The sequence below is a fragment of the Pantoea hericii genome (assembly GCF_014155795.1).
Lineage (GTDB): Bacteria > Pseudomonadota > Gammaproteobacteria > Enterobacterales > Enterobacteriaceae > Pantoea > Pantoea eucalypti.
Genome location: NZ_SCKV01000003.1, coordinates 65,366 through 89,568, shown reverse-complemented (window position 1 = coordinate 89,568; position 24,203 = coordinate 65,366). Strand labels below are relative to the sequence as shown.

Here is a 24,203-nt window from a genome sequence, read left to right as displayed (position 1 = left end):
CCACCGGCCGTGTCTCTGACACGGACCACTATAAAAATAGTGCAAACACATCCCTGCTTCAGCGGAGCCGACTCTGAACTCACCGTCGGTCATATACCATGACCGACGCCAGACCGGGCCTGCGCCGATAGGGGAAACACAAGACGAGAACCCATACCATGGAAGCAACATCCGAGAACCGAAGCCCCGGCAGGCTCTTCAGCTGGATCGAGCGTGTGGGCAATAAAGTGCCCAACCCGTTCTTACTGTTTGTTTATTTGATCGTGGTGCTGATGGTGGCAACCGCCATTATCAGTGCACTGGATCTGGCGGTAAAGAACCCCAGTAACGGTGAAATGGTGCGGGTGAACAACCTGCTGAGCGTCGCAGGCATTCAGTGGATCCTGCCCAATATCATCAAAAACTTCAGCAGCTTCACCCCGCTGGGATCGATTCTGGCGCTGGTGATTGGTGCCGGTCTGGCGGAAAAAGTCGGCCTGCTACAGTCACTGATGGTGAAGATGGCGTCGCGCGTCAGCCGTCGTTACGCCAGCTATATGGTGCTGTTTATCGCCTTCTTCAGCCATATTTCCTCGGATGCTGCGCTGGTGGTGATGCCGCCACTTGGTGCGCTGATCTTCCTGGCAGTGGGCCGTCATCCGGTTGCAGGCCTGCTGGCGGCCATTGCCGGCGTCGCCTCTGGCTTTACCGCCAATCTGCTGATTGTCACCACCGATGTGCTGCTCTCGGGCATCAGCACCGAAGCGGCTAAAGCCGTCAGCGATACGGTGCATGTCAGCGTCATCGACAACTGGTTCTTTATGGCGACCTCGGTGATTGTGCTGACGATAGTGGGCGCGCTGCTCACTGATAAATTCGTCGAGCCGCGCCTGCCGCAGTGGCAGGGCAACGGTGAGAAGCTGGCGGCACTGACGCCTCTGGAGAACCGCGGTTTGCGGGCTGCCGGGATCGCCGCGCTGCTGTTTATCGCCCTGATGGCGCTGCTGGTGGTGCCCGAAAATGCACCGCTACGCAATCCCACCACCGGCGCCATCATTCCTTCGCCTTTTATTCAGGGCATTGTGCCCATCATCATTCTGTTCTTCTTTGTGGTGGCGATTGCTTACGGCGTGGTGACACGGCAGATCCGCCGTCCGGATGATATCCCGCAGCTGCTGGTCGATCCGATGAAGGGCATGGCGGGCTTTATTGTGATGGTGTTTCCGCTGTCGCAGTTCGTGGCGTTCTTCAACTGGAGCAACATGGGAAAATTCATGGCAATCGGGCTGACCGATGTGCTGGAAAGCGCAGGCGTCAGCGGCGCGCCCGCCTTTCTGGGCCTGATGTTCCTGTCGGCGTTTCTCTGTATGTTTATCGCCAGCGGCTCAGCAATCTGGTCAATTCTGGCGCCGGTCTTTGTGCCGATGTTTATGCTGCTCGGCTTTCATCCCGCCTTCGCTCAGATGATTTTCCGCATCGCTGACTCCGCCGTACTGCCGCTGGCACCCATGTCGCCCTTCCTGCCGCTGTTCCTGGCCTTTTTGCAGCGTTATCAGAAAGATGCGCAGCTCGGCACCTATTACGTGCTGATTTTCCCCTATCCGCTGGTGTTCTTTATCAGCTGGATAGCGCTGCTGATGGTGTGGTATCTGCTGGATCTGCCAATTGGGCCGGGTGTCTGGCCGAAACTGCCTTAAGTCTCAGTGCCACCGATGCAGGCATTATCGGTGGCGCTTTCTCTCTTTTCCGGCTGGGGGATATCGGGGCATGGGTTGAGTGCCCGAATAGCCTTCACATCGGCCACCGTATAGCGCGTAACACGACCAGGCACCCGGACGCCGTTTTTGATCTCAACAGCTTCTTCCAGCGATGCTTTCAGCTCGTCAAAAAAACTCACGTTAACCTCATCTTTCCGTAATTGGGTCTGCTTCTTCAGCTCAGCTTTTTCCGCGTCCGTGAAGAAAGTGTCACAAAGCGGGACTATGCTAGCGCAAGGACGCCATTTGCATCCATGCGGACCTGCCCTCACGTGACCGGGCTGAGAGACAGCCCGGAATTTGCGGCATGCAGATCCTGCTCCAGTCGTCGCTGCCGGAGTACGTGCGCCACAGATGGCAAAACCTGCAACGTACATTGCTAAATCGTCAGCAACACCCCGCTCGGCAACGGCGGATGAATTGATTATTCTGCTATTTCTTCGCTTGCTAACGGTTAACTCTGTTAGTCCTTATCTGACCGGCTGCGAGTCGTCTCCACACTGCCTGAGGTTCATGCTGAAATGACCACTACCTCCACCAGCCTGCCGCCACTGCACGCTTCATCGGCGGCCCGCAACAGCTTAGCCGCACGGGTTGATGCGCTGCCCTCCTCCACCGGTTTGTGGCGCTTTATTACGCTGCTGGCGCTGGGCGGTTTTTTTGAGCTTTATGACCTGTTTGAAACCGGCTATATCAGCACCGGCCTGCTATCCGCAGGCGTATTTCACACCGGCGCGGCAGGCGTGCTGGGCTTCTCCGATCAGGCGGCATTCGCCTCGGCCACTTTTCTCGGCCTGTTTTTCGGTGCCAGCCTGCTGGCGCCCTACGCTGACCGCTTTGGTCGCCGTCTGACCTTTATGTGTGCGCTGCTGTGGTATGGGCTGTTTTCACTGCTGATGGCGTTCCAGCAGAGTGCGGAGATGATTATTCTGTTCCGATTCCTGGTGGGGATCGGGCTGGGCGTCGAGCTGGTGACCATTGACACCTATCTGTCGGAGTGGGTGCCGACCCATCTTCGCAGCCGCGCCTTTGCCTTCTCTTTTTTCGTGCAGTTTTTGTCGGTACCCGCCGTGGCGCTGATGTCCTGGTGGCTGATTCCGCAAACGCTGCTCAGTCTTGAAGGCTGGCGCTGGGTGGTGATCGCAGGCGCGGTCTGTTCACTGGTGATCTGGCTGGTGCGCAGAAATCTGCCGGAGTCGGCACGCTGGCTGGCGCAGCAGGGCCGTCATCAGGAGGCGCATCAGGTATTGTCCACGATGGAGCAGCGCTGTGGTATCCCGGCTGGCCCCGCTGTTCAGCCCGATGACGCCGCAGGGCAGCTGCCAAAACGAGGGCGTTTCAGCGAGATATGGTCACCCGCTTACCGCAAGCGCACCCTGATGCTGGTGGTGATGAACTTTTTCCAGGCGATCGGCTTTTTCGGCTTTGGTAACTGGCTGCCTGCGCTGCTGTCAGGCAACGGTGCCACGGTGACGCACAGTTTGCTTTATGCCTTCTTCATCACGCTGGCCTATCCGCTCGGTTCGCTGATCTGCAGCCGCTACGCTGACAAGCTGGAGAATAAGTGGCAGATCGTCCTGTCGTCGCTGATGACGGTGGTGTTCGGCACGCTGTTCGCCTTCCAGACGCAGCCAGTATTGCTGATTCTCTGCGGCTTCCTGATCACCTGGTCCAACGCCTGGCTGACCTTCAGCTTCCACGCCTACCAGACCGAGATCTTCCCGACCCATATCCGCGCGCGGGCAGTCGGCTTCTGCTACTCCTTCAGTCGCCTTTCTACGGTCTTCAGCAGTATTCTGATTGGGGTGATATTGCAGTATGCCGGCACGCCAGGCGTAATCACCTTTATCGTGCTGAGCATGGTGATGGTGATGCTGTCGGTAGGGATTTACGGGCCGAAAACACGCGGAATCGATCTGGAGAATATTTAAAAAAAAGGCCGTCATCCTGTTGATGACGGCCTCTGTTACTGTCGGTTATTTACCTTCCAGTACGCTGATATCCGCACTGCCCAGCCGATCTTTCTCATCTTTACGCAGCTCAGCGACCTGTTTCGCGCTGACCTGTTTCGACGCCGTGTTGCCCCAGCTGTTGCGCACGAAGTTCACCACGTCCGCCACCTGCTGATCGTTCAGACGCCAGCCAAATGCTGGCATAGTAATGGTCGACGGCGCGCCATTCACGCCAGGCAACTGCCCGCCCACCAGCACGATATGGATCAGGGAGGTGGGATCGTCCGCCAGAACGACCGGATTACCGCGCAGCGCTGGATAGAAGCGTTTATAGCCACTGCCATCGGTTTTATGACATGCCGCGCAGCTGTCAACGTAGGTTGCAGCACCCGTCTGGCTGTCATCACCACGCCACAGCGCTTTTGCCGTGGCATCATCCACGCTGAACGCTGCCTGATGGGGATCTTTCGCACCCAGTGACTTCAGATAGCGCGCAATTGCCGTGATATCAGACTCGCTCAGGTGCTGCAGACTGTGTTCCACCACATCGGTCATGCCACCGAACGCGGCAGTCTGGTCGTTGCGGCCATAACGCAGGAACTGACGCAGATCGTCTTCGCTCCAGCGCCCCAGCCCATCGCGGTTATCGCCGCGCAGGTTGCTGGCGGTCCAGCCATCAATAGGTGCACTGCTGCCCGCCAGATAGTCGCTGCCCTCTTCGTTAGTCAGCGCCTTCTCCTGCATGGTGATGCTACGCGGTGTATGACAGGCCCCGCAGTGGCCCAGTCCTTCAACCAGATAGCGACCGCGTGCCAGCACCGGATCTTCCTCTGCTGCAGGCTGGAATGCTTTCACGTCGGGCGCAAAAATCCCGCGCCAGACCGCCAGCGGCCAGCGCATCGATAGCGGCCAGGGAATGTCGCTCTCCCGATTTGGCTGATTAACCGCCGCAACGCCATGCATGAAGTAAGCGTAAAGCGCCTTCATGTCTTCATCGCTGACCACGGCGTAGGAGGGATAGGGCATCGCCGGATAGAGCGTTTCGCCGTTTTTCGCTACGCCGTGACGCACCGCTTTCTGGAAGTCGTCGTAGCTGTATTCACCAATGCCGGTGTCGCGATCGGGCGTAATGTTGGTGGAGTAGATGGTACCAATGGGTGTCGCCATCGGCAGACCACCGGCAAACGCCGCGCCGCCTTTGCTGGTGTGGCAGGCAACACAGTCCCCGGCACGCGCCAGATACTCACCCCGTTTAACCAGATCGTCCTGGTTGCTCTCCGCCAGTGCGGCAAACGTCAGGGAGCCAAGAATCAGAGCCAGAATGCTATTTTTCATCGCCATATCCTTATGCCTGCACCAGTGGGCCGGGGTTTTTCAGGTAGTGTTCGCGAATCGCTTTGGCTGACCAGTAAGTCAGCGCCGCCACCATGCCGGTCGGGTTGTAACCCAGTCCCTGCGGGAAGGCAGATGCGCCTGGAACAAAGACATTCGGCACATCCCAGCTTTGCAGATAACGGTTAACCGCACTGGTTTTGGGATCGTCGCCCATAATCGCCCCGCCGCTGATATGGGTGGTCTGATACACCGTGGAGTCAAAATGGGTGCCCGGCTTTTTCGCGCCGCCGATGATCATCTTTGGATTCATCGCTTCAGCAATATTGCGCATCTTACCGACCATAAACTGCGCCATTTTGATGTCGTTATCCTGCCAGTCAAAGGTCATGCGCAGCAGCGGCTGCCCATAGGCATCCTTGTAGTTAGGATCGAGATCGAGGTAATTGGCGCGATAGGACTGGTGAGCGCCATGCGCATCCATCGACAGGTGATGCGTGTAGGTGTCCGCTACCGCCGCTTTCCATTTGCTGCCCCAGTTAGGCGTACCCGCAGGCACTGGCAGGCCAGAGATCGGTTTGGTGCCCGCCTGGTTGACCCAGAATGGCGAACCGCCGACAAAGCCCAGTGGCCCATGGTCGAAGTTATCCGCGTTGAAATCATCCACCGCGACGCCTGCACCACCCGCACCGATAAACGGATTGGTGGTGGTGTTTTTATCAAACAGCGCCTTGAGCGTAGAGAGGTTCTGATAGGCGAAGTTACGGCCCACAGTGCCTTCGTTGGTAATCGGATTGTACGGTTTGCCAATGCCCGACAGCAGCATCAGATGCACATTGTGGAACTGGAAGGCGGAAAGAATGACCAGATCTGCGGGCTGATCCTGCTCACGGCCCTGTCCATCCACATAGGTCACGCCGGTGGCACGCGTTTTGTCATCGCTGAGATTGACCCGCAGTACATAGGAGTTGTTGCGCAGCTCAAACTTCGGCTCCTGACGCAGCGCGGGCAGGATATTGACGTTCGGCGACGCTTTGGAATACATGTAGCAGGCGTAGCCGCTGCAGTAACCGCAGAAGTTGCACGGCCCCATCTGCGCGCCATAGGTATTGGTGTACGGACCTGACGTATTGGCGGAGGGCAGATCATAAGGATGATAACCCACTGACTCTGCCGCCTGAGCAAACAACTGCGCCGAGTAAGTACGCTTCTGCGCGGGCAGCGGGAAGTTATCTGAGCGGTCGGGCGCAAACGGGTTACCACCTTTATCTTTGCCGACCACTTTACCTTTGATACTCCAGGCGCTGCCTGAGGTGCCAAAGACTTTTTCCGCCTTGTCGAAGAACGGCTCCAGTTCATCGTAGCTGACGCCAAAATCCTGAATCGTCATGCCTTCCGGAATGAAGTTTTTACCGTAGCGCTCTTCGTAATGGCTGCGCATCCGCAGCTCAACGGGATCAACACGGAAATGGACGCCTGACCAGTGCAGGCCTGCGCCACCGGTCCCGGTGCCGGGCAAAAATGCCGCCAGCTGGCGATAAGGTACCGCCGTCTGAGAAGCGTCATGACGAATCGTCACGGTGCTTTTGGAGAGGTCCTGGAAGAGCTTTTTGCGGACGTTATAGGTCAGCTCATCAATGGACTGCGGATAGGATCCATCGGGATAGGTATCACGATGCGGCCCGCGCTCCAGCGCCAGTACGTTAAGGCCCGCTTCAGTCAGCTCTTTCGCCATAATCGCGCCTGCCCAGCCGAAGCCGACAATGACCGCATCCACTTTTTTCATTTCGTTTGCCATGCTTAGCTTCTCTCTCCGCGAATCGACACTGACGGGAACGGATACCGTTCGCCGCGCTCTACCCAATCCATAAAGTCGGCGCGAGCGCCAGGGAAGTTGATCAGCTTCCAGCCGACCATGCCCTGATTCCCGCCGTGGATAGGATCGCTAAAGAAGCCTTCACGGGTGTTCTGCAGCAGGAAGCTGAAGAAGACTTTTGCCGGCAGCTGGCTGAATTCCGCGCTGCCACTCTCCATCGCCTGCAATAAGGCATCCTGCTGCTCACCGCTGAGCTGAGCAAAGACCTTGCCGTGCTGCTTTTTGCTGTAATTATCCGCATCGGCCAGACCAAGGCGGTAAATCTGCTGTGGCACCAGCGGCAGCTGATAGCCCAGCTCTTTCGGCAGGTCGGGATTAAACGGACCCTGCATATACCAGTTCGATCCCGTGGCATACGGCGTATTCATTTGACGATCGATAAATTCCGGCACGCCCGCTTCCAGCGCTCCCGGTCCGCGTTCATCGCTGGGAATCAGGCGTGCCACGGCGGCGGTAATAAAGGCAAACTCTTCGGCGGTAAACCAGTTCGGCTGGTAATCACGTGCCTGCTGCGGTGCGGCCGGGGTTTCAGCCGCCTGCGCGGCCAGCGGAAGGGAGAGCGCGCCCATTGCGGTGGAGCCTACCGCCATCGCAGGCGCCAGGGTAATTGTCTTCAGCAAAAAATCCCTGCGTGAATGACCCTTTTTTTGTTCTGACATGACATTGCCTCATTCCCGCACTCACTGGCGGTATGAAAAAGTGGTGGTTGCGTTGTAATGGTTTTTATCAGCAGATACAGGCGTGGCGCCTGCTTGTTACCGGTAACAAACCTGCATATTGTATCACTGCCATTCACAAAGATTTAGTTCAAAGAAACAAAATCGCACAATTTCATTAACATCTATCTTCTTCCTGTCATGAGCAGAAACAACAGACTACAGACAGCGACACGTCAAAAACGTTATAACAAGCAATACACAACAGCGGAGTACCTATGTTTAAGTCTTTTTTTCCGCGGCCAGCGCTGTTTTTCAGCTCTGCGGCTGTCTGGAGCTTATTAGCAATTTTTGCCTGGTTCGGCTTTGCCGCCCATCTGCCAGGCATCTGGCCCACTTTTGAAACCGCAATGAAGCAGCCCCTCCCAACGACGGCGGCGCGTTTTATTGCCGCAAGTCAGCTCTGGTTTTATCTCTATTACTGGATAATGGTAGCTATTTTTGCCGGGGCCTGGCGGCTTATTGATCCGCATCCCTGGCGGCGCTGGTCTGTGTGGGGTTCTGCGCTGATCATCTTTGTCACCTGGTTTGGCGTGCAGGTAGGTGTCGCCATTAATGCCTGGTATGGCCCGTTCTACGATCTGATTCAGAAAGCGCTGACCAAAGCGGGATCGGTGCAGATTGCAGAGTTTTACCATGAGGTTATCTCTTTTCTCGGCATCGCATTAATCGCGGTGGTGATTGGCGTACTCAACTCCTTCTTTATCAGCCACTGGGTTTTCCGCTGGCGTACGGCCATGAATAACTACTACATGCACAACTGGCAGCGCCTGCGTCATGTCGAAGGTGCTGCACAGCGTGTGCAGGAAGACACCATGCGGTTTGCAACCACGCTGGAAAACTGGGGGGTGAGTTTTATTCAGGCGATTATGACGCTGGTCGCGTTTTTGCCGGTGCTGGTCGCGCTGTCACATCATGTGAAAGATATTCCGATCCTCGGCAATATTCCTTACGCGCTGGTGATAGCCGCTGTGCTCTGGTCCGTATTCGGCACCGGGTTGCTGGCGCTGGTTGGGATTAAGCTGCCGGGGCTGGAGTTCCGCAATCAGCGGGTTGAAGCCGCCTACCGTAAAGAGCTGGTTTACGGCGAAGACAATGCCGATCGCGCCGGGCCACAAACGGTGCAGGAGCTGTTCAGTCGGGTACGGGTTAACTACTTCCGACTCTATTTCCATTATCTCTATTTCAATATCACCCGCATTCTCTATCTGCAGGTCGATAATGTGTTTGGTCTTTTCCTGCTGTTCCCGTCGATTGTCGCGGGCACGATTACGCTGGGCTTACTCAACCAGATCACCAACGTGTTTGATCAGGTACGCGGCTCGTTCCAGTATCTGATCGCCTCCTGGTCAACGCTGATCGAACTGATGTCGATCTACAAGCGTCTGCGCAGCTTTGAGCAGATTCTGGATGATGTGCCGCACGATGAGATGATGCGCGAGGCATCGGAAGACGTGTAACGGGTGAGGATTGCCGTTTTTTGACATAAAAAAGCCACTCGTCAGAGTGGCTTTTTCGTTTGCAAAATCTGGAAATAAAATCTTTTACTTCAGCAGAAACGCCGCCAGGACGCCCGAAGGCGTCCTGTCAGCATCAGAGGGTAAAGTGCAGCTTATTTCAGCAGCTCAGCGGTCATGTGAACGCCGTTGTTGGTGTAGGCTTCAGTGATTTTATATGAAGCACCAGCATCCTGAGCCTGCGCAGCGATTTTCGCTTCAGCACCGTCCAGCGTAGAGTCGACAGCGGTCACAGATTGGGCGAAGCTGGCGAATGGCAGAACAGAAAGGGCGATAACAGCTGCAAAAGTTTTGATAGATTTCATGGTCAATTCCTCAGTTAATTTTTATCAGGTAAGGCGTGCTGCCTTGTTGATAGATATATTAGCCCTGAAGTTGATCAGTAAAAAGCGGAGGGTTTTGCTTAACTCATTCAATAAAACTGATGATAAAAAGCACATTTCGCACAGTTATCACTCAAAAGGTTAATAATCCAGATTCAATAAAAAAGGCAGCATAACGCGCTGCCTTCAGAAAATTATCCGTGATGCCTTACCCGGCTGAAGATAGTTAGCGCAGCCAGCAGCATCAGTACGCCGCTGGCAACAAACACACCGCCTGCGCCGCGCAGGTCAAACATCCAGCCGCCTGCCGCCGCACCAACGGTAATCGCCAGCTGGATAGTGGCAACCAGTAAACCGCCGCCCGATTCCGCATCATCCGGCACCGCGCGTGAAATCCACGTAGACCAGCCGGTTGGCATCGAACCAAACGCCATCCCCCAGATCGCCACGCCCGCGCCGACCAGCCAGCTGACATCACCAAAGCTCACCAGCAGCAGCGCGGTGATACTCATTAACAGCGCCATGCCACTCAGCGTCAGCGACACACTGCGGGTGACCAGATAACCGGCCAGCGAGGTGCCAAAGAAGTTCGCTACGCCAAAGGCCAGCAGCGCCAGCGACAGCTGATTGAGGTTGAGCTGCGCGACACCTTCCAGGAACGGACGCAGGTAAGTAAAGAAGGCGAAGTGGCCGGTAAACATCATGATCACGGCCAGCATGCCCCACCGCATCACACCGATACGCAGCAGTGCCAGCACCCCGCCGTTGCGGGCTTTGCTCTCTGCCGGCATGGCGGGCAGCGTAAAGAATTGCCACAGCAGCGCCACCGCGCCCAGCCCGGCGGTCAGCATAAAGATGTTGCGCCAGCCGACCAGTCCACCGAGATAGCTGCCAAGCGGCGTAGCGATAATTGTCGCCAGCGAGATACCACTAAACACAATAGAGAGTGCACGTGGCACCTGATCGCTGGGCACCAGACGCATTGTGATAGCGGTTGAAAGTGTCCAGAAGCCACCAATGGCCATACCCAGCAGCACCCGCGCCAGCAGGATTACCGTCAGGTCAGCCGCAAAGGCCACCATCAGCGCAGAGGCGATCAGCAACAGTGAAAAAACCAGCATCACAATACGGCGGTCAATTCGCCGCGTGACGCTGCCGGTCACCAGGCTGGTAAACAGCGCGACCAGTGCAGTAATGGTGACGGTCTGTCCCGCCTGCCCTTCGGATACACCGAGACTGTGCGCCATCGGCGTCAACAGACTCACAGGTAAAAATTCGGCGGTGATGAGGCTGAACACCCCAAATGCCATGGCAAATACCGCACCCCACGCGGGACGGGTCGGCGAGGAAACCTCATCAGCCACTTCGGTTGTCAGACTCATGCTGCTTCTCCGGAAGATAAAAAAGTGAGTGTGAGCATAGAGCGTCGCATCAGGACGATCTATGATGCTTACACCTTCATTTTTGATAATTCGTCTGGAATCACATGAGCCAATATGGAGATCTGACCAGTGAACTGCTGATGGGGATGCGCCTGTATGGCGTGAACTACCAGCGCATCGCGGTAAGCGCGCCATTCGGGTTGCGCTACGAGCACGCACCGGGCCGGGCGCAGTTCCACTTTGTCGGGCGTGGCTCACTGCTGGTGCGCAGCGCCTCCGGCGAGGTGTTTCAGCTCAACAGCGGCGATGCGCTGCTGGTGCCACACGGTAAACCGCACAGCCTGATCTCCAGTGAGGAGGCGGACTGCCAGTGCATTAAAAACATGGCGAGCAAGCCGCTCTGCGACAGCGTCTGCGCCATCGCCGCCCCGGAAGATGCCGGTGAGGACGAGCACAGCGTACTGCTGTTCAGCGCCTGCATGGCGTTTGAGCTTGGCGGCATGCAGCCGCTGATCAATACCATGCCGGATGTGATGCTGGTGAGCACTCTGCTGTCGCAGTATCCGGAGATTCAGCCGATCCTGGCCGCAATGGAGCGGGAGTCACGCACGCGTCAGGCGGGGTTTGCCGGCATTCTGTCGCGTCTGGCGGATGTCGTTGCCGCGCTGATTGTGCGCGGCTGGGTAGAAAACGGCTGCGGCCAGAGTAGCGGGCTGGTGCAGGCAATGCGCGACCCGCGTCTGAGTCAGGCGATTGCCGCGATGCATCGGGAGCCGGGCGAAAACTGGACGGTAGCGCGACTGGCCAGCGTGGCAGGCTGTTCGCGCTCGGTGTTTGCCGGACGTTTTCTCAATGCCACCGGTATGACGCCGCTGCGTTATCTTACGGAGTTGCGGATGCGGCTGGCGGTGCAGCGGATTGTGAACAATGGGGAAGCGGTGGAAGCCGTGGCCTATCATCTCGGCTACGGCTCGATTGCGGCGTTCAGTCGCGCGTTTAAGCGGATCGTTGGTCAGTCGCCTGGCGCGCTGCGTGCCGGACGCGAAAGCACGCAGGCGCTGGCTTCTTAGCGAAAGACGCTGATCGCTTCCACCAGACGGTTAGCCTGATGGGTCATGCGACCAGACGCCTCGGCGCTTTCTGTCACGCGGGCAGCGTTCTGATGGGTGATATCATCGAGATCTTCTACTGCTGAGCTGACCTCGCTGAGCGCCGTCGCCTGTTCCGCCGTAGCGGCACTGATCTGGGCGATTAGCGCAGTGACATTCTGCACCTGCGACACGATATCCTGCATCGTCCGGCCCGCCGCGCTGGCATGCTCATTGCCCGATTTGACCCGGCTGCTGCTGGTTTCAACCAGCATTTTAATCTCGCTGGCGGCTTTAGCGCTGCGTTGCGCCAGGCTGCGAACTTCACCCGCGACCACTGCAAAGCCTTTACCCTGTTCACCTGCCCGCGCCGCTTCCACCGCAGCATTCAACGCCAGAATATTAGTCTGGAAGGCAATGCCGTCGATCACGCTGGTTATATTGGCGATACGCGTTGAGCTGTCGGCAATTTCGCCCATCATGCCCATCATATCCGTCATCACATCGCCGCCTTTGCTGGCGGCGTGACTGGTGCTGGCTGAGAGGCTATTCGCCTCATGTGCAGTTTCGGTGTTGCTCTTCACCGTCGCGGTCATTTCGTTCATGGTCGCCGCGGTTTGCTGCACGTTAGCCGCCGCCTGTTCAGTACGGCGACTCAGTTCGTTGTTACTGCGGGCGATGGCATCACTGGCACTCAGCACATTGATCGCCTGGCCGCTGACATCATCCACCAGCCAGCGGAACATCAATCCGAGCTGGCCAATGGCACGGAGTGTGACGCCGACCTCATCCACACGATCCATCTGTTCAACCTGATGGCTGGCACCGGTCGCTACGCGGAGCGCCTGTTTGCACATCCGCTCAATAGGACGTGAAATCTGCTGCTCCAGCCACACACTGCAGAGCAGAAGCAGCGCAGCCATTCCCGCAGCAAAGCCTGCCAGTGCAGTGTGGGTCATGCCCAGTGCCCAGACGCCCGCCACCGAGAGAGGCAGTAACGCCATCAGCGTGCTGCGAATCCGCCAGCGCAGGGGCAGCGTCTTCAGGATTGAGGCGGGACGACGCCAGCCGCTGTGCACCAGCAGGCCTTTGTGAAAACGTCGCCCTCTGGCGCGGCCTTCACGAAAATCCTGATAGAGCACTTCTGTCTGACGCACCTCTTCAGCCGTAGGTTTGGTGCGCACGGACATATAACCCTGCACTTTACCGTCGCGTACGACCGGAATGGCATTGGCACGCACCCAGTAGTGGTCGCCGTTTTTCCGGCGGTTTTTGACCAGCGCAGTCCAGGGTTCGCCCTGCTTCAGCGTCGCCCACATATCGGCAAAGGCTTCTGGCGGCATATCGGGGTGACGCACCATGTTATGCGGCTGGCCGTTGATCTCGTCAGCAGTGAATCCGCTTGCTTCGATAAACGCGTCGTTGGCGTAGGTGATGTGGCTGTTGAGATCGGTGGTCGACATCAGTGTCGCATGATCATCGAACAGATATTCACGCTGAGAGACAGGCTGGTTGTTACGCATCAAAAGTCCTTGGAGACCCGACGTCCTGCACGCAACAGTCTGAGGCGCGGCGTGAAAACGGTGGGCTGAGAAATAACGATTACCCTTTTTTATGTTTTCGGCATGCCCGCGCCTACTCTTTAGTGATACGTTTTAATTTCTGACGTGAAAAAAGCCACTTTGCAGCGGCTTTCACACTTTTGAACTGTTTTTATCCGTTAGCCAGACTGGAGGATTCCGGCAGTGGCTTAACTGAGGTCAACATTACGGGTGCCAAACCACCAGGTGAGCAGAAAACCGCCGGTCCATGCGACGATCAGCCCGGCCAGGTAAACTGCCATCCCGGCGAAGATGCCCTGGCTGGAGGTCATCAGAGGCAGAGTGACCAGCCCGGACGGCCCGAATACCGTGTTCATCCCCACTGGCAAACCCAGCCACGCCACCAATCCAATAAAGAAACCGCCCAGTGCTCCGCCGCCACAGGCGGTGATAAAGGGCTTGAGGCGGGGCAGCGTGACACCATAGATCAGCGGCTCGCCCACCCCAAGCAGGCCGGGGACAATTGCACCTTTGATCTGCGCCCGCAGCAGCGCACCTTTTTCTGCTTTGCACCAGAGTGCCAGTGATGCGCCGACCTGCCCTGCGCCCGCCATTGCCAGAATCGGAAACAACGAGTTAAATCCCTGGGTTTCCATCAGCGCAAAATAGACAGGAATAAAGCCCTGATGAATACCGAACATCACCGCAATCAGGAACAGTCCAGCCAGCAGCGCGCAGCCAAAGGGATTGTTATTGAGGTGGATAAACAGCCACGACATTCCCTTAAACAGTTCGCCGCCCAGCGGCATAATCAGCAGATAGGTGATGGCGCCCGTGATCACCAGCGTAAACAGCGAGGTGAGGATCATATCCAGGTTGTCAGGAATGATTTTGCGCAGCTGTTTCTCTATCCACGCCCCGATAATCGCCGCCATCAGCACACCGATAATGTTGCCGCGCGGATCGATCGTCAGACCAAAGAAGCTCTCCATACCGCTGTAGTAGCCGGTGGTGGCCGTGGGCACATAGCCGAGCACAAACAGCGAGGCGATGATGGCGCCGTTTACGCCGCTGCCGCCAAAGGCTTTCTGTGCGTTATAGCCGATCAGAATACTGAGAAAGGTGAACAGCCCTTTGCCGAACACCTTCATGTACGCCACGGTGTGCAGCAGCCAGGGCGCGTGATCGCCGGGCGCATTAAGATGGAGACTCTGTTCAATCAGCGTGGCAAATCCCAGCAGCAGTCCCGCGCCGATAAAGCCTGGGATTAGCGGCGTGAAGATAGTGGCGAAGCGCGACAGGAACTGATGCACCCCACTGGTCTGTTTCGCCTTTAGCTGCTGCTTCTGCTGCGATGCCAGCTGGCTAAGCGCCGCCGTTTCGCCCTGCGAAGCCATTGCAGTATCACCCTGCGACAGCAGGCTTTGCATTCCCTCGGCGGCGGTTTGCGCTTTACCTGGCCCCACGACAATCTGTAACTGCGCATCGCTGTCGATGACCCCCAGCACGCCCGGCAGGCTTTTTAACCTGGCCAGATCAGCCTGTTCTGGCTGATTCAGCGTCAGGCGGAGCCGTGTCATGCAGTGACCGCAGGCCGCGATATTCTGCGCACCACCGACCGCCTGCAGGATGTCGCGTAACAGTGCCTCGGTGATTTTCGCCATCAGCGTGCCCCCGCTGCCTGTAGCGCCTGACGGATAAAGCCCTGATGCTGACCGAGCAGCGCTTTGGCCTCATCGGCGTCCAGGTCAGCCAGTACCATCAGGATGGCGGTTTTGCAGTGTCCGCCACAGCCGGTCAGCGCCGCACGAGCAGTCGCGTCATCACAATCCGTAGCCTGCATGACGATGTTGACCTGGCGCTGCACCAGTTTCTGGTTAGTGGCTTCCACATCGACCATCAGGTTGCCATAGACTTTTCCGCTGCGGATCATCGATCCGGTGGTGAGCATGTTGAGCACCAGTTTCTGCGCCGTGCCCGCTTTCATGCGGGAGGAGCCGGTGACCACTTCCGGACCGACCACGGGTGTGAGCGCAATGGCGGCAACCTGTGACATCGCGCTGCCCGGATTACAGCTAAGCGACACAGTGGTCGCGCCCAGTTCATTCGCGTAAGCCAGCGCACCCAGCACATAAGGTGTGCGACCACTGGCGGCGATACCGACCAGCACGTCATGGCGGCTAAAATGGATGTCTTTCAAATCCTGCGCGCCCTGTTCCCGGTTATCTTCGGCGTTTTCAACCGCCTGTAGTATTGCGGTGTGGCCGCCGGCAATCAGGCCAATCACCTGCTCACGCGGCGTGCCAAAGGTAGGCGGGCATTCACTGGCATCCAGGATGCCCAGCCGCCCGGAGGTGCCCGCACCGCAATAGATCAGTCGTCCACCTGCACGAAACGCGGCACAGATGGCGTCAACGGCGGTGGCGATTTGCGGCACGATGGCCTCAACCGCCAGCGCCACCTTTTTATCTTCGTCATTAATGACGCGCAGCATCGCTTCGGTGGAGAGTTCATCAATGTTCTGGCTGGCCGGGTTGCGGCCTTCGGTGAGCATCTGGCTGAGGTCGAGTTTCATGGCGGGCTCCGTTAAGGAATAAATTATTCGATTTACTCACTATCATAACGAATGATTAATTCATTGAGTGAGATCTTTTTTCAATGGCTGTGGGGTGGGTTATGTTGCGGGGGATTGGGCTGGTTAGCGTTGAGCTTAAGCAGGGTGCCTGGGATTCGGGGCTTAATGGCTTTGTGATCAGAGCCAGTCAGAAAAGGTTCACCTGATCGTAAAGACGCATTCGTCATCCATGACGCTCGGCCCACGCCATCCCTGGCGGTGGGACGCTTTACTCTTCAGGTGAACCTTTTCTTCCTTTAGGCTGTTTTATTGCTGTTTGTAAAGGGCTTGAGCTTGCCGATAAGATTTAAAAATCCGTGCTGTATCGCAAATAAATCCTTCGATACGATCTTTTGATTTTCTTAAAATACAGCGCATAGCTGGCATAAAGGCGGATACAAAGGGGGAGCGGAGTAAAGCGTCCGCCGCATGGATGCGGCGGCCGAGGCCCCAGGGATGGGTTTACGCCGACTTTACGTAGCCACCCTTTGTGTCCGACTGAAAGGCACAATGCGGTTTAAAAGCACGTTGATTTAATCAATATAAAGTTGTGACGTTCTGCAGTCATATAAGGCTGCCAGCTTCTCAAGCGTTTGTTTTTGAGGTTTCTTTCTCGACTCTAACTTCGAAACGCCAGCCTGCGTGATGCCTAATTTGTTCGCGACCTCTTCCTGCGACATTTGCCGATGTAAACGCCAGGCAACATGCAAAGGAACAGATTGCCTCCGGCTGATTTTCATTACGTCATGGGGAATCGTTTCGTCATCATCCGGTCCCGCTTTATAGGTGAGAGGCTCAAATACGTCGTCTAAGTGACGCCCGGCCATGAGCCGGTTAAACAACTCAATGGGGATGACGGCACCCGTGCGGTTCCCGCGCTCGTCTGTCAGAAACTGTATCGCATTCATGGTTAATCACTCCTTACTGCCGCAACAGTCCAGACCTGATCATCTGCTGGCGCGACTTAGCTATGTTCTTATCTGCTCTTAACTCAGTGGTGACGCAGGCTAACTCCAACCGCTTGCTAACGCTTTTTATACGTGGTCGATGTTCTTCTTACGACTTCTAGAATAGCGATAACCACTGGCTGACCTTTCTCTATCTTCCACAGCACGCGGTAGTGACCCACCACCAACTTCATTCGCTTCTCTTTATCATCCGTCAGCTTTTCGACCTTCAGATGGGAATATCAGGCCACTTAGCCAGCGCCTCTACAGCATCTTCGATGGCGTTACCTTCTTTCTGAGGCAGCCCATATAGCTGTTTCAATGCCCTTTTCGTCCAGTTAATTTCTGGCATCCGTCAACACTCCTTGTTGTCAAAGCACGCTTTCAATCCACCTTTAAAAATAACCAAATTCAGTCATAAAAGCAACGAAAAAGCTATCAAAAGCGTTATTTAGTTATATTTATATAACTAATTTTTTGAATGCTCATCCTGCTAAGAACGATGACAAAGCCACACAAACAAAAAGGGCCCAACTTTCGTTGAGCCCCTCTTTACGTTAACGCTGTTCTCAGCTTGCGGTCTGTGTACGCAACTGCAGCTCATACTCTTTTGCCTGTTCAGCGTCGAACTGGTTTTCCCAGCGGGCAATCACCAGCACCGCCAGCGCGTTACCGACCACGTTCAGCGCAGTACGCGCCATATCCATGATGCGGTCAACACCGGCGATAAACGCCAGACCTTCAAGAGGAATACCAACGCTGCCCAGCGTGGCCAGCAGCACCACGAACGACACGCCTGGCACACCCGCGATCCCTTTCGAGGTCACCATCAGCGTCAGGACCAGCACAATCTCATCGGTCAGCGACAGGTCAATGCCGTACAGCTGGGCAATAAAGATCGCCGCGATACTCTGATACAGCGTCGAACCATCCAGATTGAACGAATAACCGGTCGGCACCACGAAGCTGGTTATCGCTTTTGGTGCGCCGTAGGCTTCCATCTTCTCCATGATGCGTGGCAATACGGTTTCTGAGCTGGAGGTAGAGTAAGAGAGAATCAGCTCATCCTTCAGGATACACATCAGCGTAGTAATCCGCAGCTTACAGAAGCGCGCGACTCCGCCCAGCACCACAAAAGCGAAGAACAGAATTGCCGCGTAAACCAGCAGCACCAGCTTAGCCAGCGGCCACAGCGAGGCAAATCCGAAGTTAGCGATGGTCACCGCAATCAGCGCAAACACACCGACCGGCGCATAACGCATGATCATGTGCGTCACTTTAAACATCGTTTCAGAAATGCCACGGAACAGGTTTACCAGCGGATCGCGCTGTTCCGACGGCAGTGACGACAAACCTAAGCCAAACAGCACCGAGAAAAAGATAATCGGCAGCATGTCGCCCTTCGCCATGGAAGCGAAGATATTCTGCGGGATCAGCGACAGAATGGTGGTGACCAGGCTGTGCGGACCGCCCTGTACCTCTGCCGTTGTCGCTTCATATTTAGAGATGTCCACCGTTGCCAGCGTTGACATATCAATGCCGGTGCCGGGTTGAAATACGTTGGCCAGCGTAATACCGACCACAATGGCAAGGGTGGTGATCACTTCAAAGTAGAGAATCGTTTTGACGCCGATGCGTCCCAGCTTTTTTGCATCACCCACGCCAGCGATGCCGACAACCAGGGATGAAATCACAATCGGTACCACAATCATCTTGATAAGATGAATAAAGATATCGCCTGCAGGATTGAGAATGTTAGCGACTAACCATTCACGATTGTCTGGCTGATTATGCAATACAGCACCCACAACGATGCCAAGCACCAGGGCTGTCAGAATCTGCCAGGCCAGGCTGATTTTAAAACCTTTCATAACGCGTAATTTCCTCAGTCAAAACCCGTTTCTCTCTACTGCGAAGGTGCAGAAGACAATACACACAGGGAGTGAGCAAAAAGCCCGGTAAATTAGAGGGTGTTTAGAAACAGCGCCTCGTATGAAAATCTGATGATTCCCATACCCATTTTCAGACGCGGTCTGAGTTGATACCTGCAGAACAGGGGCGAGATAAGTACCATTTTCACTGTGGTAAATGCAACCCCTGGCAGATCCGATTAAAAGTTAGCCACCTAAGCAGCATAAAGTGCTGCCGGAAGTAAAAATACCTAACCTGCTGTTATGAAAAGTAATACTTAGATGAATTTACGCAAAGCTATTCACTACTGGTTAAAAAGGCTGCCGGCGCGTTTGCTTGCTTTTTATCCAGCCCATTCCCTTTTCATACCCCTTCTTAATTCCCCATCGCCGTCAGAGCGTTAAACGAAAGTAGCAATCCGGCTTCACGTTTTGCGGCGGAAGCGCTATCACGTGATCTGTGGCGCAAAAAAGAAACAAAGACTCAGGGCAGGCTTTAATTAACCATTGATTGACATATCATTAACATCTTCAAGGAGATCCGCCATGAGCCAAAATCACATTCATCCTGTTCCAGAGAATATTGCAGCAAACACCCTGATTACAGCAGAGCAGTATCAGGCGATGTATCAGCAATCTGTCGACGATCCAGACAGCTTCTGGGGCGAACAGGGCAAAATCCTTGACTGGATTAAGCCTTACAGCAAAGTGAAAAACTGCTCGTTTGCGCCAGGTAACATTAACATTCGCTGGTACGAAGATGGCACGCTCAACCTGGCGGCAAACTGCCTTGACCGTCATCTCGCCACGCGCGGCGATCACCCGGCGATTATCTGGGAAGGCGATGACGCCAGCGAAAGCAAAACCCTGACCTTCCGCCAGCTGCATGCTGAAGTCTGTCGCTTCGCCAACGTGCTGGAGCTGCTGGACGTGAAAAAAGGCGACGTGGTGGCGATCTATATGCCGATGGTGCCGGAAGCCGCGGTGGCAATGCTGGCCTGCGCGCGTATTGGTGCCGTCCACTCGGTGATTTTTGGCGGCTTCTCACCGGAAGCGGTCGCTGGCCGTATCGTCGATTCCAGCGCTTCGCTGGTGATTACGGCCGATGAAGGCATTCGCGCCGGCCGCAGCATTCCGCTGAAGAAAAATGTCGATGACGCATTAAAAAATCCCAACGTCACCAGCGTGAAAAACGTGGTGGTGTTCCAGCGCACCGGTAAAGATGTGGGCTGGGTTGAAGGCCGCGATCAGTGGTGGCATGACCTGATGCTCAACGCCAGCACCAACCATTCTGCAGCCGAAGTCGGCGCGGAAGATCCATTGTTTATCCTTTATACGTCGGGTTCAACCGGTAAACCTAAAGGTGTGCTGCATACCACTGGCGGGTATCTGGTCTATGCCGCCACCACCTTTAAGTTCGTCTTTGATTATCATCAGGATGATATCTACTGGTGCACCGCAGACGTCGGCTGGGTAACCGGTCACAGCTATCTGGTGTATGGTCCGCTGGCCTGTGGTGCCACCACCCTGATGTTTGAAGGGGTGCCGAACTGGCCAACACCGAGCCGCATGGCGGAAGTGGTTGATAAACACAAAGTCACCCTGCTTTACACCGCGCCGACCGCCATCCGTGCGCTGATGGCGGAAGGGGACAAAGCGATTGCCGGCACCGACCGCAGCAGCCTGCGCATTATGGGTTCGGTCGGCGAGCCGATTAACCCGGAAGCCTGGGAGTGGTACTACAAGAAAATTGGTAACAGCCGCTGTCCGATTGTGGATACCTGGTGGCAGACCGAAACCGGCGGCTTCATGATCACGCCGCTGCCGGGTGCGACCGAACTGAAAGCCGGTTCCGCCACCCGACCGTTCTTTGGCGTGCAACCGGCGCTGGTGGACAACGAAGGTCAGCCACAGGAAGGTGCCTGTGAAGGCAATCTGGTGATCACCGAGTCGTGGCCGGGACAGGCACGTACCCTCTTTGGCGATCACGACCGTTTTGAGCAGACTTACTTCTCTACCTTTAAAAATGTTTACTTCAGTGGAGACGGTGCCCGTCGCGATGAAGATGGCTACTACTGGATCACGGGACGCGTTGATGACGTGCTCAACGTCTCCGGTCACCGCCTGGGAACCGCTGAGATTGAATCGGCGCTGGTGTCGCACCCTAAAATTGCCGAAGCGGCCGTGGTGGGGATACCTCACAGCATCAAAGGCCAGGCGATTTATGCCTATATCACGCTGAATCACGGCGAAGAGCCTTCGCCAGAGCTGTACACCGAAGTGCGCCAGTGGGTCCGCAAAGAGATTGGCCCCATTGCCACGCCTGATGTGCTGCACTGGACCGACTCACTGCCGAAAACCCGCTCCGGCAAAATCATGCGCCGTATTCTGCGCAAAATTGCCACCGGTGATACCAGCAACCTGGGTGATACCTCTACCCTCGCCGATCCTGGCGTAGTTGAAAAACTGCTTGAGGAGAAACAGTCGATCAAAATGCCTTAAGCGCACGCTGTCCGGCGGGAAGATCGCTTCCCGCCACCCCCGCCCTACGCAGTCTGTTCCGGTAGTCACAAATATTATAACCAGCTGAATCCACGCCCTGTCGTGAGGTTCTTGCCTGCAAGCCCTCTGGAGAAAATGTGATGAATGACGCCCTTTCGAATCAGGATGCAATCAATCAGCAGATTGAACGTAATCCGCTTTTTCATGAGTTAGTCCATAAGCGCCAGGCGTTCGCGACGCTGCTGTCGCTGATTATGCTGGTGCTCTATGTCGGTTTTATCCTGCTGATTGCGTTTGCGCCCGGCTGGCTCGGTACGCCGCTGCATGCCGGAACCAATGTGACGCGCGGCATCCCGATTGGCGTCGGGCTGATTGTGATGTCATTTGTGCTGACCGGTGTCTATGTCTGGCGCGCCAACGGGGAATTTGACCGTTTAACCAAAGCGATCCTCCGCGAGGTGAAATCATGACCCGTCTCACCTTATGGCTACTGGCCCTGATGTTGCCGTTTTCAGCGCTGGCCGCCGATGCGATTACCGGTGCGGTGCAGCGCCAGGCGACCAACTATCAGGCGATTATCATGTTTACGATTTTCGTCGGCGCCACGCTGGGGATTACTTACTGGGCGTCAAAGCGCACCCGTTCGCGCAACGACTACTACACTGCGGGCGGCAATATCACCGGCTTTCAGAATGGCCTGGCGATGGCGGGTGACTTCATGTCAGCAGCCTCGTTCCTGGGCATTTCGGCGCTGGTTTACACCTCTGGCTATGACGGACTGATCTACTCGCTCGGCTTCCTGGTCGGCTGGCCGATGATTCTGTTTTTAATTGCCGAGCGCCTGCGCAACCTGGGTCGTTATACCTTTGCTGACGTCGCCTCCTATCGTCTGAAGCAGATGCCGATTCGCACCCTGTCAGCCTGCGGTTCGCTGGTGGTGGTGGCGCTCTACCTGATCGCGCAGATGGTGGGTGCCGGTAAGCTTATCCAGCTGCTGTTTGGCCTGAACTATCATGTGGCGGTGGTGCTGGTGGGCATTCTGATGGTGATGTACGTGCTGTTTGGCGGCATGCTGGCAACCACCTGGGTGCAGATCATCAAGGCGGTCCTGCTGCTGTTTGGTGCCTCTTTTATGGCCATCATGGTAATGAAAGCGGCCAATTTCAGCTTTAATACGCTGTTCACCGAAGCGATGGCAGTCCATCCAAAAGGCATCGCGATTATGCAGCCTGGCGGACTGGTGAAAGATCCTATCTCGGCGCTGTCGCTGGGGCTGGGTCTGATGTTTGGTACAGCCGGATTGCCGCACATTCTGATGCGCTTCTTCACCGTCGCGGATGCCAAAGAGGCCCGTAAAAGTGTCTTCTGGGCCACCGGCTTTATGGGTTACTTCTACTTCCTCACCTTTATTATCGGCTTCGGTGCCATCCTGCTGGTGGGCGCTAATCCGGCCTTTAAAGATGCCAGCGGCGCCTTGATTGGTGGGACCAATATGGCGGCGGTGCATCTGGCTAACGCCGTGGGCGGCAGCACCTTCCTGGGCTTTATCTCAGCGGTTGCCTTTGCCACCATTCTGGCCGTGGTCGCGGGCCTGACCCTGGCGGGTGCGTCGGCGGTTTCTCACGACCTCTATGCCAGCGTGTACCGCAAAGGTCAGGCGAGCGAGAAAGATGAGCTGCGGGTTTCTAAAATCACCGTGCTGGCGCTGGGCGTGGTCGCTATTGCGCTGGGTATTCTGTTTGAGAAGCAGAACATCGCCTTTATGGTCGGGCTGGCCTTCTCAATTGCGGCCAGCTGTAACTTCCCGATCATTCTGCTGTCGATGTACTGGTCAAAACTCACCACGCGCGGCGCGATGGTGGGCGGCTGGCTGGGTCTGCTGACTGCCGTCATTCTGATGATCCTTGGCCCAACCGTGTGGGTGCAGGTGCTGGGAAATGCGACACCGATTTTCCCGTATGAATATCCGGCGCTGTTCTCCATGGTAGTGGCATTTGTGGGCATCTGGCTCTTCTCTGTCACCGACCATTCGCAGCAGGGCGCAGAGGAACGTTCGCGCTTCCGCGCACAGTTTATTCGCTCGCAGACGGGCACCGGCATTGAACAGGGTAAAGCGCACTGATCGCCGTTTAACATTGATAACGAGCAGTCAATAAAAAAGGGCGACTACAGAAGTAGTCGCCCTTCTCTTTCACGCAACAGAATCAGAAGCGCAGAGATGCACCCACGTACGGGCCATCGACCAGCACGTTATCTTTGCGTCCATCTTTGTTGTTCAGTTCGATGTACTGATAACCCACACGCAGGTTAAGCAGTGAAACCGGCGTGAAGCTCAGGCCGCCAGCGGCTTCCTGATAGCTGTCGAGATGATCGGTGAACGACTCTGGCGCGTAATAATACTCACCATACAGGCCCCACATGCTGTTGAAGCTGTAGTGTGCTGCACCACCCAGCGCCACCGCAAATCCATCTTTTCCATCTTCAGGATGGGTGAAAATCGCTTTTGCGGTCGGCGCCAGACGCAGCGGCCCGAAATCAACGTTGTAACCCAGACCGGCACCGTAGGTGCTGCCGTCATGGTCGCTACGCAGCCAGTTACCTTTCAGAAACAGACCGGGTGTTGTGGTGCCCAGACCCAGGTTCAGGTTGGTGTTGTGTTCGCTGACATCAACACTGCCTTCAATTGCCTGAGCGGCGCCGCTCAGTAAAACCAGCCCAAGGGCGCTCCCGGTAACAAGTTGCTTAAACATGATTCCACTCCGTGAAG

The 24,203-nt window shown here is 55.9% G+C and carries 19 protein-coding genes and 1 pseudogene; 7 read left to right on the top strand and 13 right to left on the bottom strand.

What is annotated here, in order from left to right; genetic code table 11:
- Positions 1–158: 158 nt before the first annotated feature.
- Positions 159–1,676, top strand: coding sequence for a p-aminobenzoyl-glutamate transporter (abgT, locus tag H7K52_RS07480; protein WP_182629889.1), 1,518 nt, complete (start codon positions 159–161; stop codon positions 1,674–1,676).
- Between the two features lie 80 nt (positions 1,677–1,756).
- Here the strand turns inward: abgT and nadS are convergent.
- A pseudogene (nadS, locus tag H7K52_RS19015) lies at positions 1,757–1,876 on the bottom strand (NadS family protein); the annotation flags it as partial.
- 381 nt (positions 1,877–2,257) lie between these two features.
- On the opposite strand from nadS, the gene H7K52_RS07470 reads away from it, so the two are divergent.
- On the top strand, positions 2,258–3,667 hold the full coding sequence (locus H7K52_RS07470) for an MFS transporter (RefSeq protein WP_008926629.1): 1,410 nt from the start codon (positions 2,258–2,260) through the stop codon (positions 3,665–3,667).
- Between the two features lie 45 nt (positions 3,668–3,712).
- Here the strand turns inward: H7K52_RS07470 and H7K52_RS07465 are convergent, their stop codons facing one another.
- Genes H7K52_RS07465 through H7K52_RS07455 form a run of 3 tightly spaced genes read right to left on the bottom strand, consistent with a single transcriptional unit; the run spans position 3,713 to position 7,555 of the window.
- Positions 3,713–5,023: a c-type cytochrome gene (locus H7K52_RS07465; protein ID WP_039660692.1), complete on the bottom strand. Its 1,311-nt coding sequence runs from the start codon at positions 5,021–5,023 to the stop codon at positions 3,713–3,715.
- A 10-nt stretch (positions 5,024–5,033) separates the two neighbouring features.
- Positions 5,034–6,818 carry a GMC family oxidoreductase gene (locus H7K52_RS07460; protein ID WP_182629888.1) on the bottom strand — a complete coding sequence of 595 codons (1,785 nt, stop codon included), beginning with the start codon at positions 6,816–6,818 and terminating at the stop codon, positions 5,034–5,036.
- 2 nt (positions 6,819–6,820) lie between these two features.
- Positions 6,821–7,555 carry a gluconate 2-dehydrogenase subunit 3 family protein gene (locus H7K52_RS07455; protein ID WP_008926626.1) on the bottom strand — a complete coding sequence of 245 codons (735 nt, stop codon included), beginning with the start codon at positions 7,553–7,555 and terminating at the stop codon, positions 6,821–6,823.
- 275 nt (positions 7,556–7,830) lie between these two features.
- On the opposite strand from H7K52_RS07455, the gene sbmA reads away from it, so the two are divergent.
- Positions 7,831–9,072 (top strand): peptide antibiotic transporter SbmA, encoded by a 1,242-nt coding sequence (sbmA, locus tag H7K52_RS07450; protein WP_008926625.1) that lies wholly within the window; start codon positions 7,831–7,833, stop codon positions 9,070–9,072.
- 152 nt (positions 9,073–9,224) lie between these two features.
- Here the strand turns inward: sbmA and H7K52_RS07445 are convergent, their stop codons facing one another.
- Both H7K52_RS07445 and H7K52_RS07440 read right to left on the bottom strand, forming a co-directional pair.
- Complete coding sequence (locus tag H7K52_RS07445) at positions 9,225–9,434, bottom strand: YdgH/BhsA/McbA family protein (protein ID WP_003855705.1); 210 nt, start codon at positions 9,432–9,434, stop codon at positions 9,225–9,227.
- Between the two features lie 212 nt (positions 9,435–9,646).
- Positions 9,647–10,834 (bottom strand): MFS transporter, encoded by a 1,188-nt coding sequence (locus H7K52_RS07440; protein WP_078804882.1) that lies wholly within the window; start codon positions 10,832–10,834, stop codon positions 9,647–9,649.
- 104 nt (positions 10,835–10,938) lie between these two features.
- Here H7K52_RS07440 and H7K52_RS07435 point away from each other — a divergent pair, with 104 nt between their 5' ends.
- Positions 10,939–11,904: an AraC family transcriptional regulator gene (locus H7K52_RS07435; protein ID WP_182629887.1), complete on the top strand. Its 966-nt coding sequence runs from the start codon at positions 10,939–10,941 to the stop codon at positions 11,902–11,904.
- Here the strand turns inward: H7K52_RS07435 and H7K52_RS07430 are convergent.
- From H7K52_RS07430 to gltP, 6 genes are all read right to left on the bottom strand, one after another.
- Positions 11,901–13,445 carry a methyl-accepting chemotaxis protein gene (locus H7K52_RS07430; protein ID WP_078804883.1) on the bottom strand — a complete coding sequence of 515 codons (1,545 nt, stop codon included), beginning with the start codon at positions 13,443–13,445 and terminating at the stop codon, positions 11,901–11,903. The two genes, H7K52_RS07435 and H7K52_RS07430, sit on opposite strands and share 4 nt — an antisense overlap.
- A gap of 227 nt (positions 13,446–13,672) precedes the next feature.
- Positions 13,673–15,127, bottom strand: coding sequence for a PTS N-acetylmuramic acid transporter subunit IIBC (murP, locus tag H7K52_RS07425; protein WP_182629886.1), 1,455 nt, complete (start codon positions 15,125–15,127; stop codon positions 13,673–13,675).
- Positions 15,127–16,038 carry an N-acetylmuramic acid 6-phosphate etherase gene (gene murQ, locus H7K52_RS07420; RefSeq protein WP_003855710.1) on the bottom strand — a complete coding sequence of 304 codons (912 nt, stop codon included), beginning with the start codon at positions 16,036–16,038 and terminating at the stop codon, positions 15,127–15,129. Before murQ ends, murP begins: the two co-directional genes overlap by 1 nt.
- 572 nt (positions 16,039–16,610) lie before the next feature.
- Positions 16,611–16,985, bottom strand: a complete 375-nt coding sequence (locus H7K52_RS07415; RefSeq protein ID WP_003855711.1) for a helix-turn-helix domain-containing protein — start codon at positions 16,983–16,985, stop codon at positions 16,611–16,613.
- A gap of 268 nt (positions 16,986–17,253) precedes the next feature.
- Positions 17,254–17,376, bottom strand: a complete 123-nt coding sequence (locus H7K52_RS18940; RefSeq protein WP_003855712.1) for a type II toxin-antitoxin system RelE family toxin — start codon at positions 17,374–17,376, stop codon at positions 17,254–17,256.
- 217 nt (positions 17,377–17,593) lie between these two features.
- Positions 17,594–18,895 (bottom strand): glutamate/aspartate:proton symporter GltP, encoded by a 1,302-nt coding sequence (gltP, locus tag H7K52_RS07410; protein ID WP_008926619.1) that lies wholly within the window; start codon positions 18,893–18,895, stop codon positions 17,594–17,596.
- Positions 18,896–19,480: 585 nt separating this feature from the next.
- Here gltP and acs point away from each other — a divergent pair.
- From acs to H7K52_RS07395, 3 genes are all read left to right on the top strand, one after another.
- Positions 19,481–21,436 carry an acetate--CoA ligase gene (gene acs / locus H7K52_RS07405; protein WP_008926618.1) on the top strand — a complete coding sequence of 652 codons (1,956 nt, stop codon included), beginning with the start codon at positions 19,481–19,483 and terminating at the stop codon, positions 21,434–21,436.
- A gap of 140 nt (positions 21,437–21,576) precedes the next feature.
- Entirely contained in the window at positions 21,577–21,906 is a 330-nt protein-coding gene (locus H7K52_RS07400; protein WP_003855715.1) for a DUF485 domain-containing protein, read from the top strand.
- Entirely contained in the window at positions 21,903–23,558 is a 1,656-nt protein-coding gene (locus tag H7K52_RS07395; RefSeq protein WP_003855716.1) for a cation acetate symporter, read from the top strand. The genes H7K52_RS07400 and H7K52_RS07395 overlap by 4 nt, the downstream gene beginning before the upstream one ends.
- Positions 23,559–23,640: 82 nt before the next feature.
- On the opposite strand, the gene H7K52_RS07390 is transcribed toward H7K52_RS07395, so the two are convergent.
- Complete coding sequence (locus tag H7K52_RS07390) at positions 23,641–24,186, bottom strand: YfaZ family outer membrane protein (RefSeq protein WP_003855717.1); 546 nt, start codon at positions 24,184–24,186, stop codon at positions 23,641–23,643.
- Between the last annotated feature and the right edge of the window lie 17 nt (positions 24,187–24,203).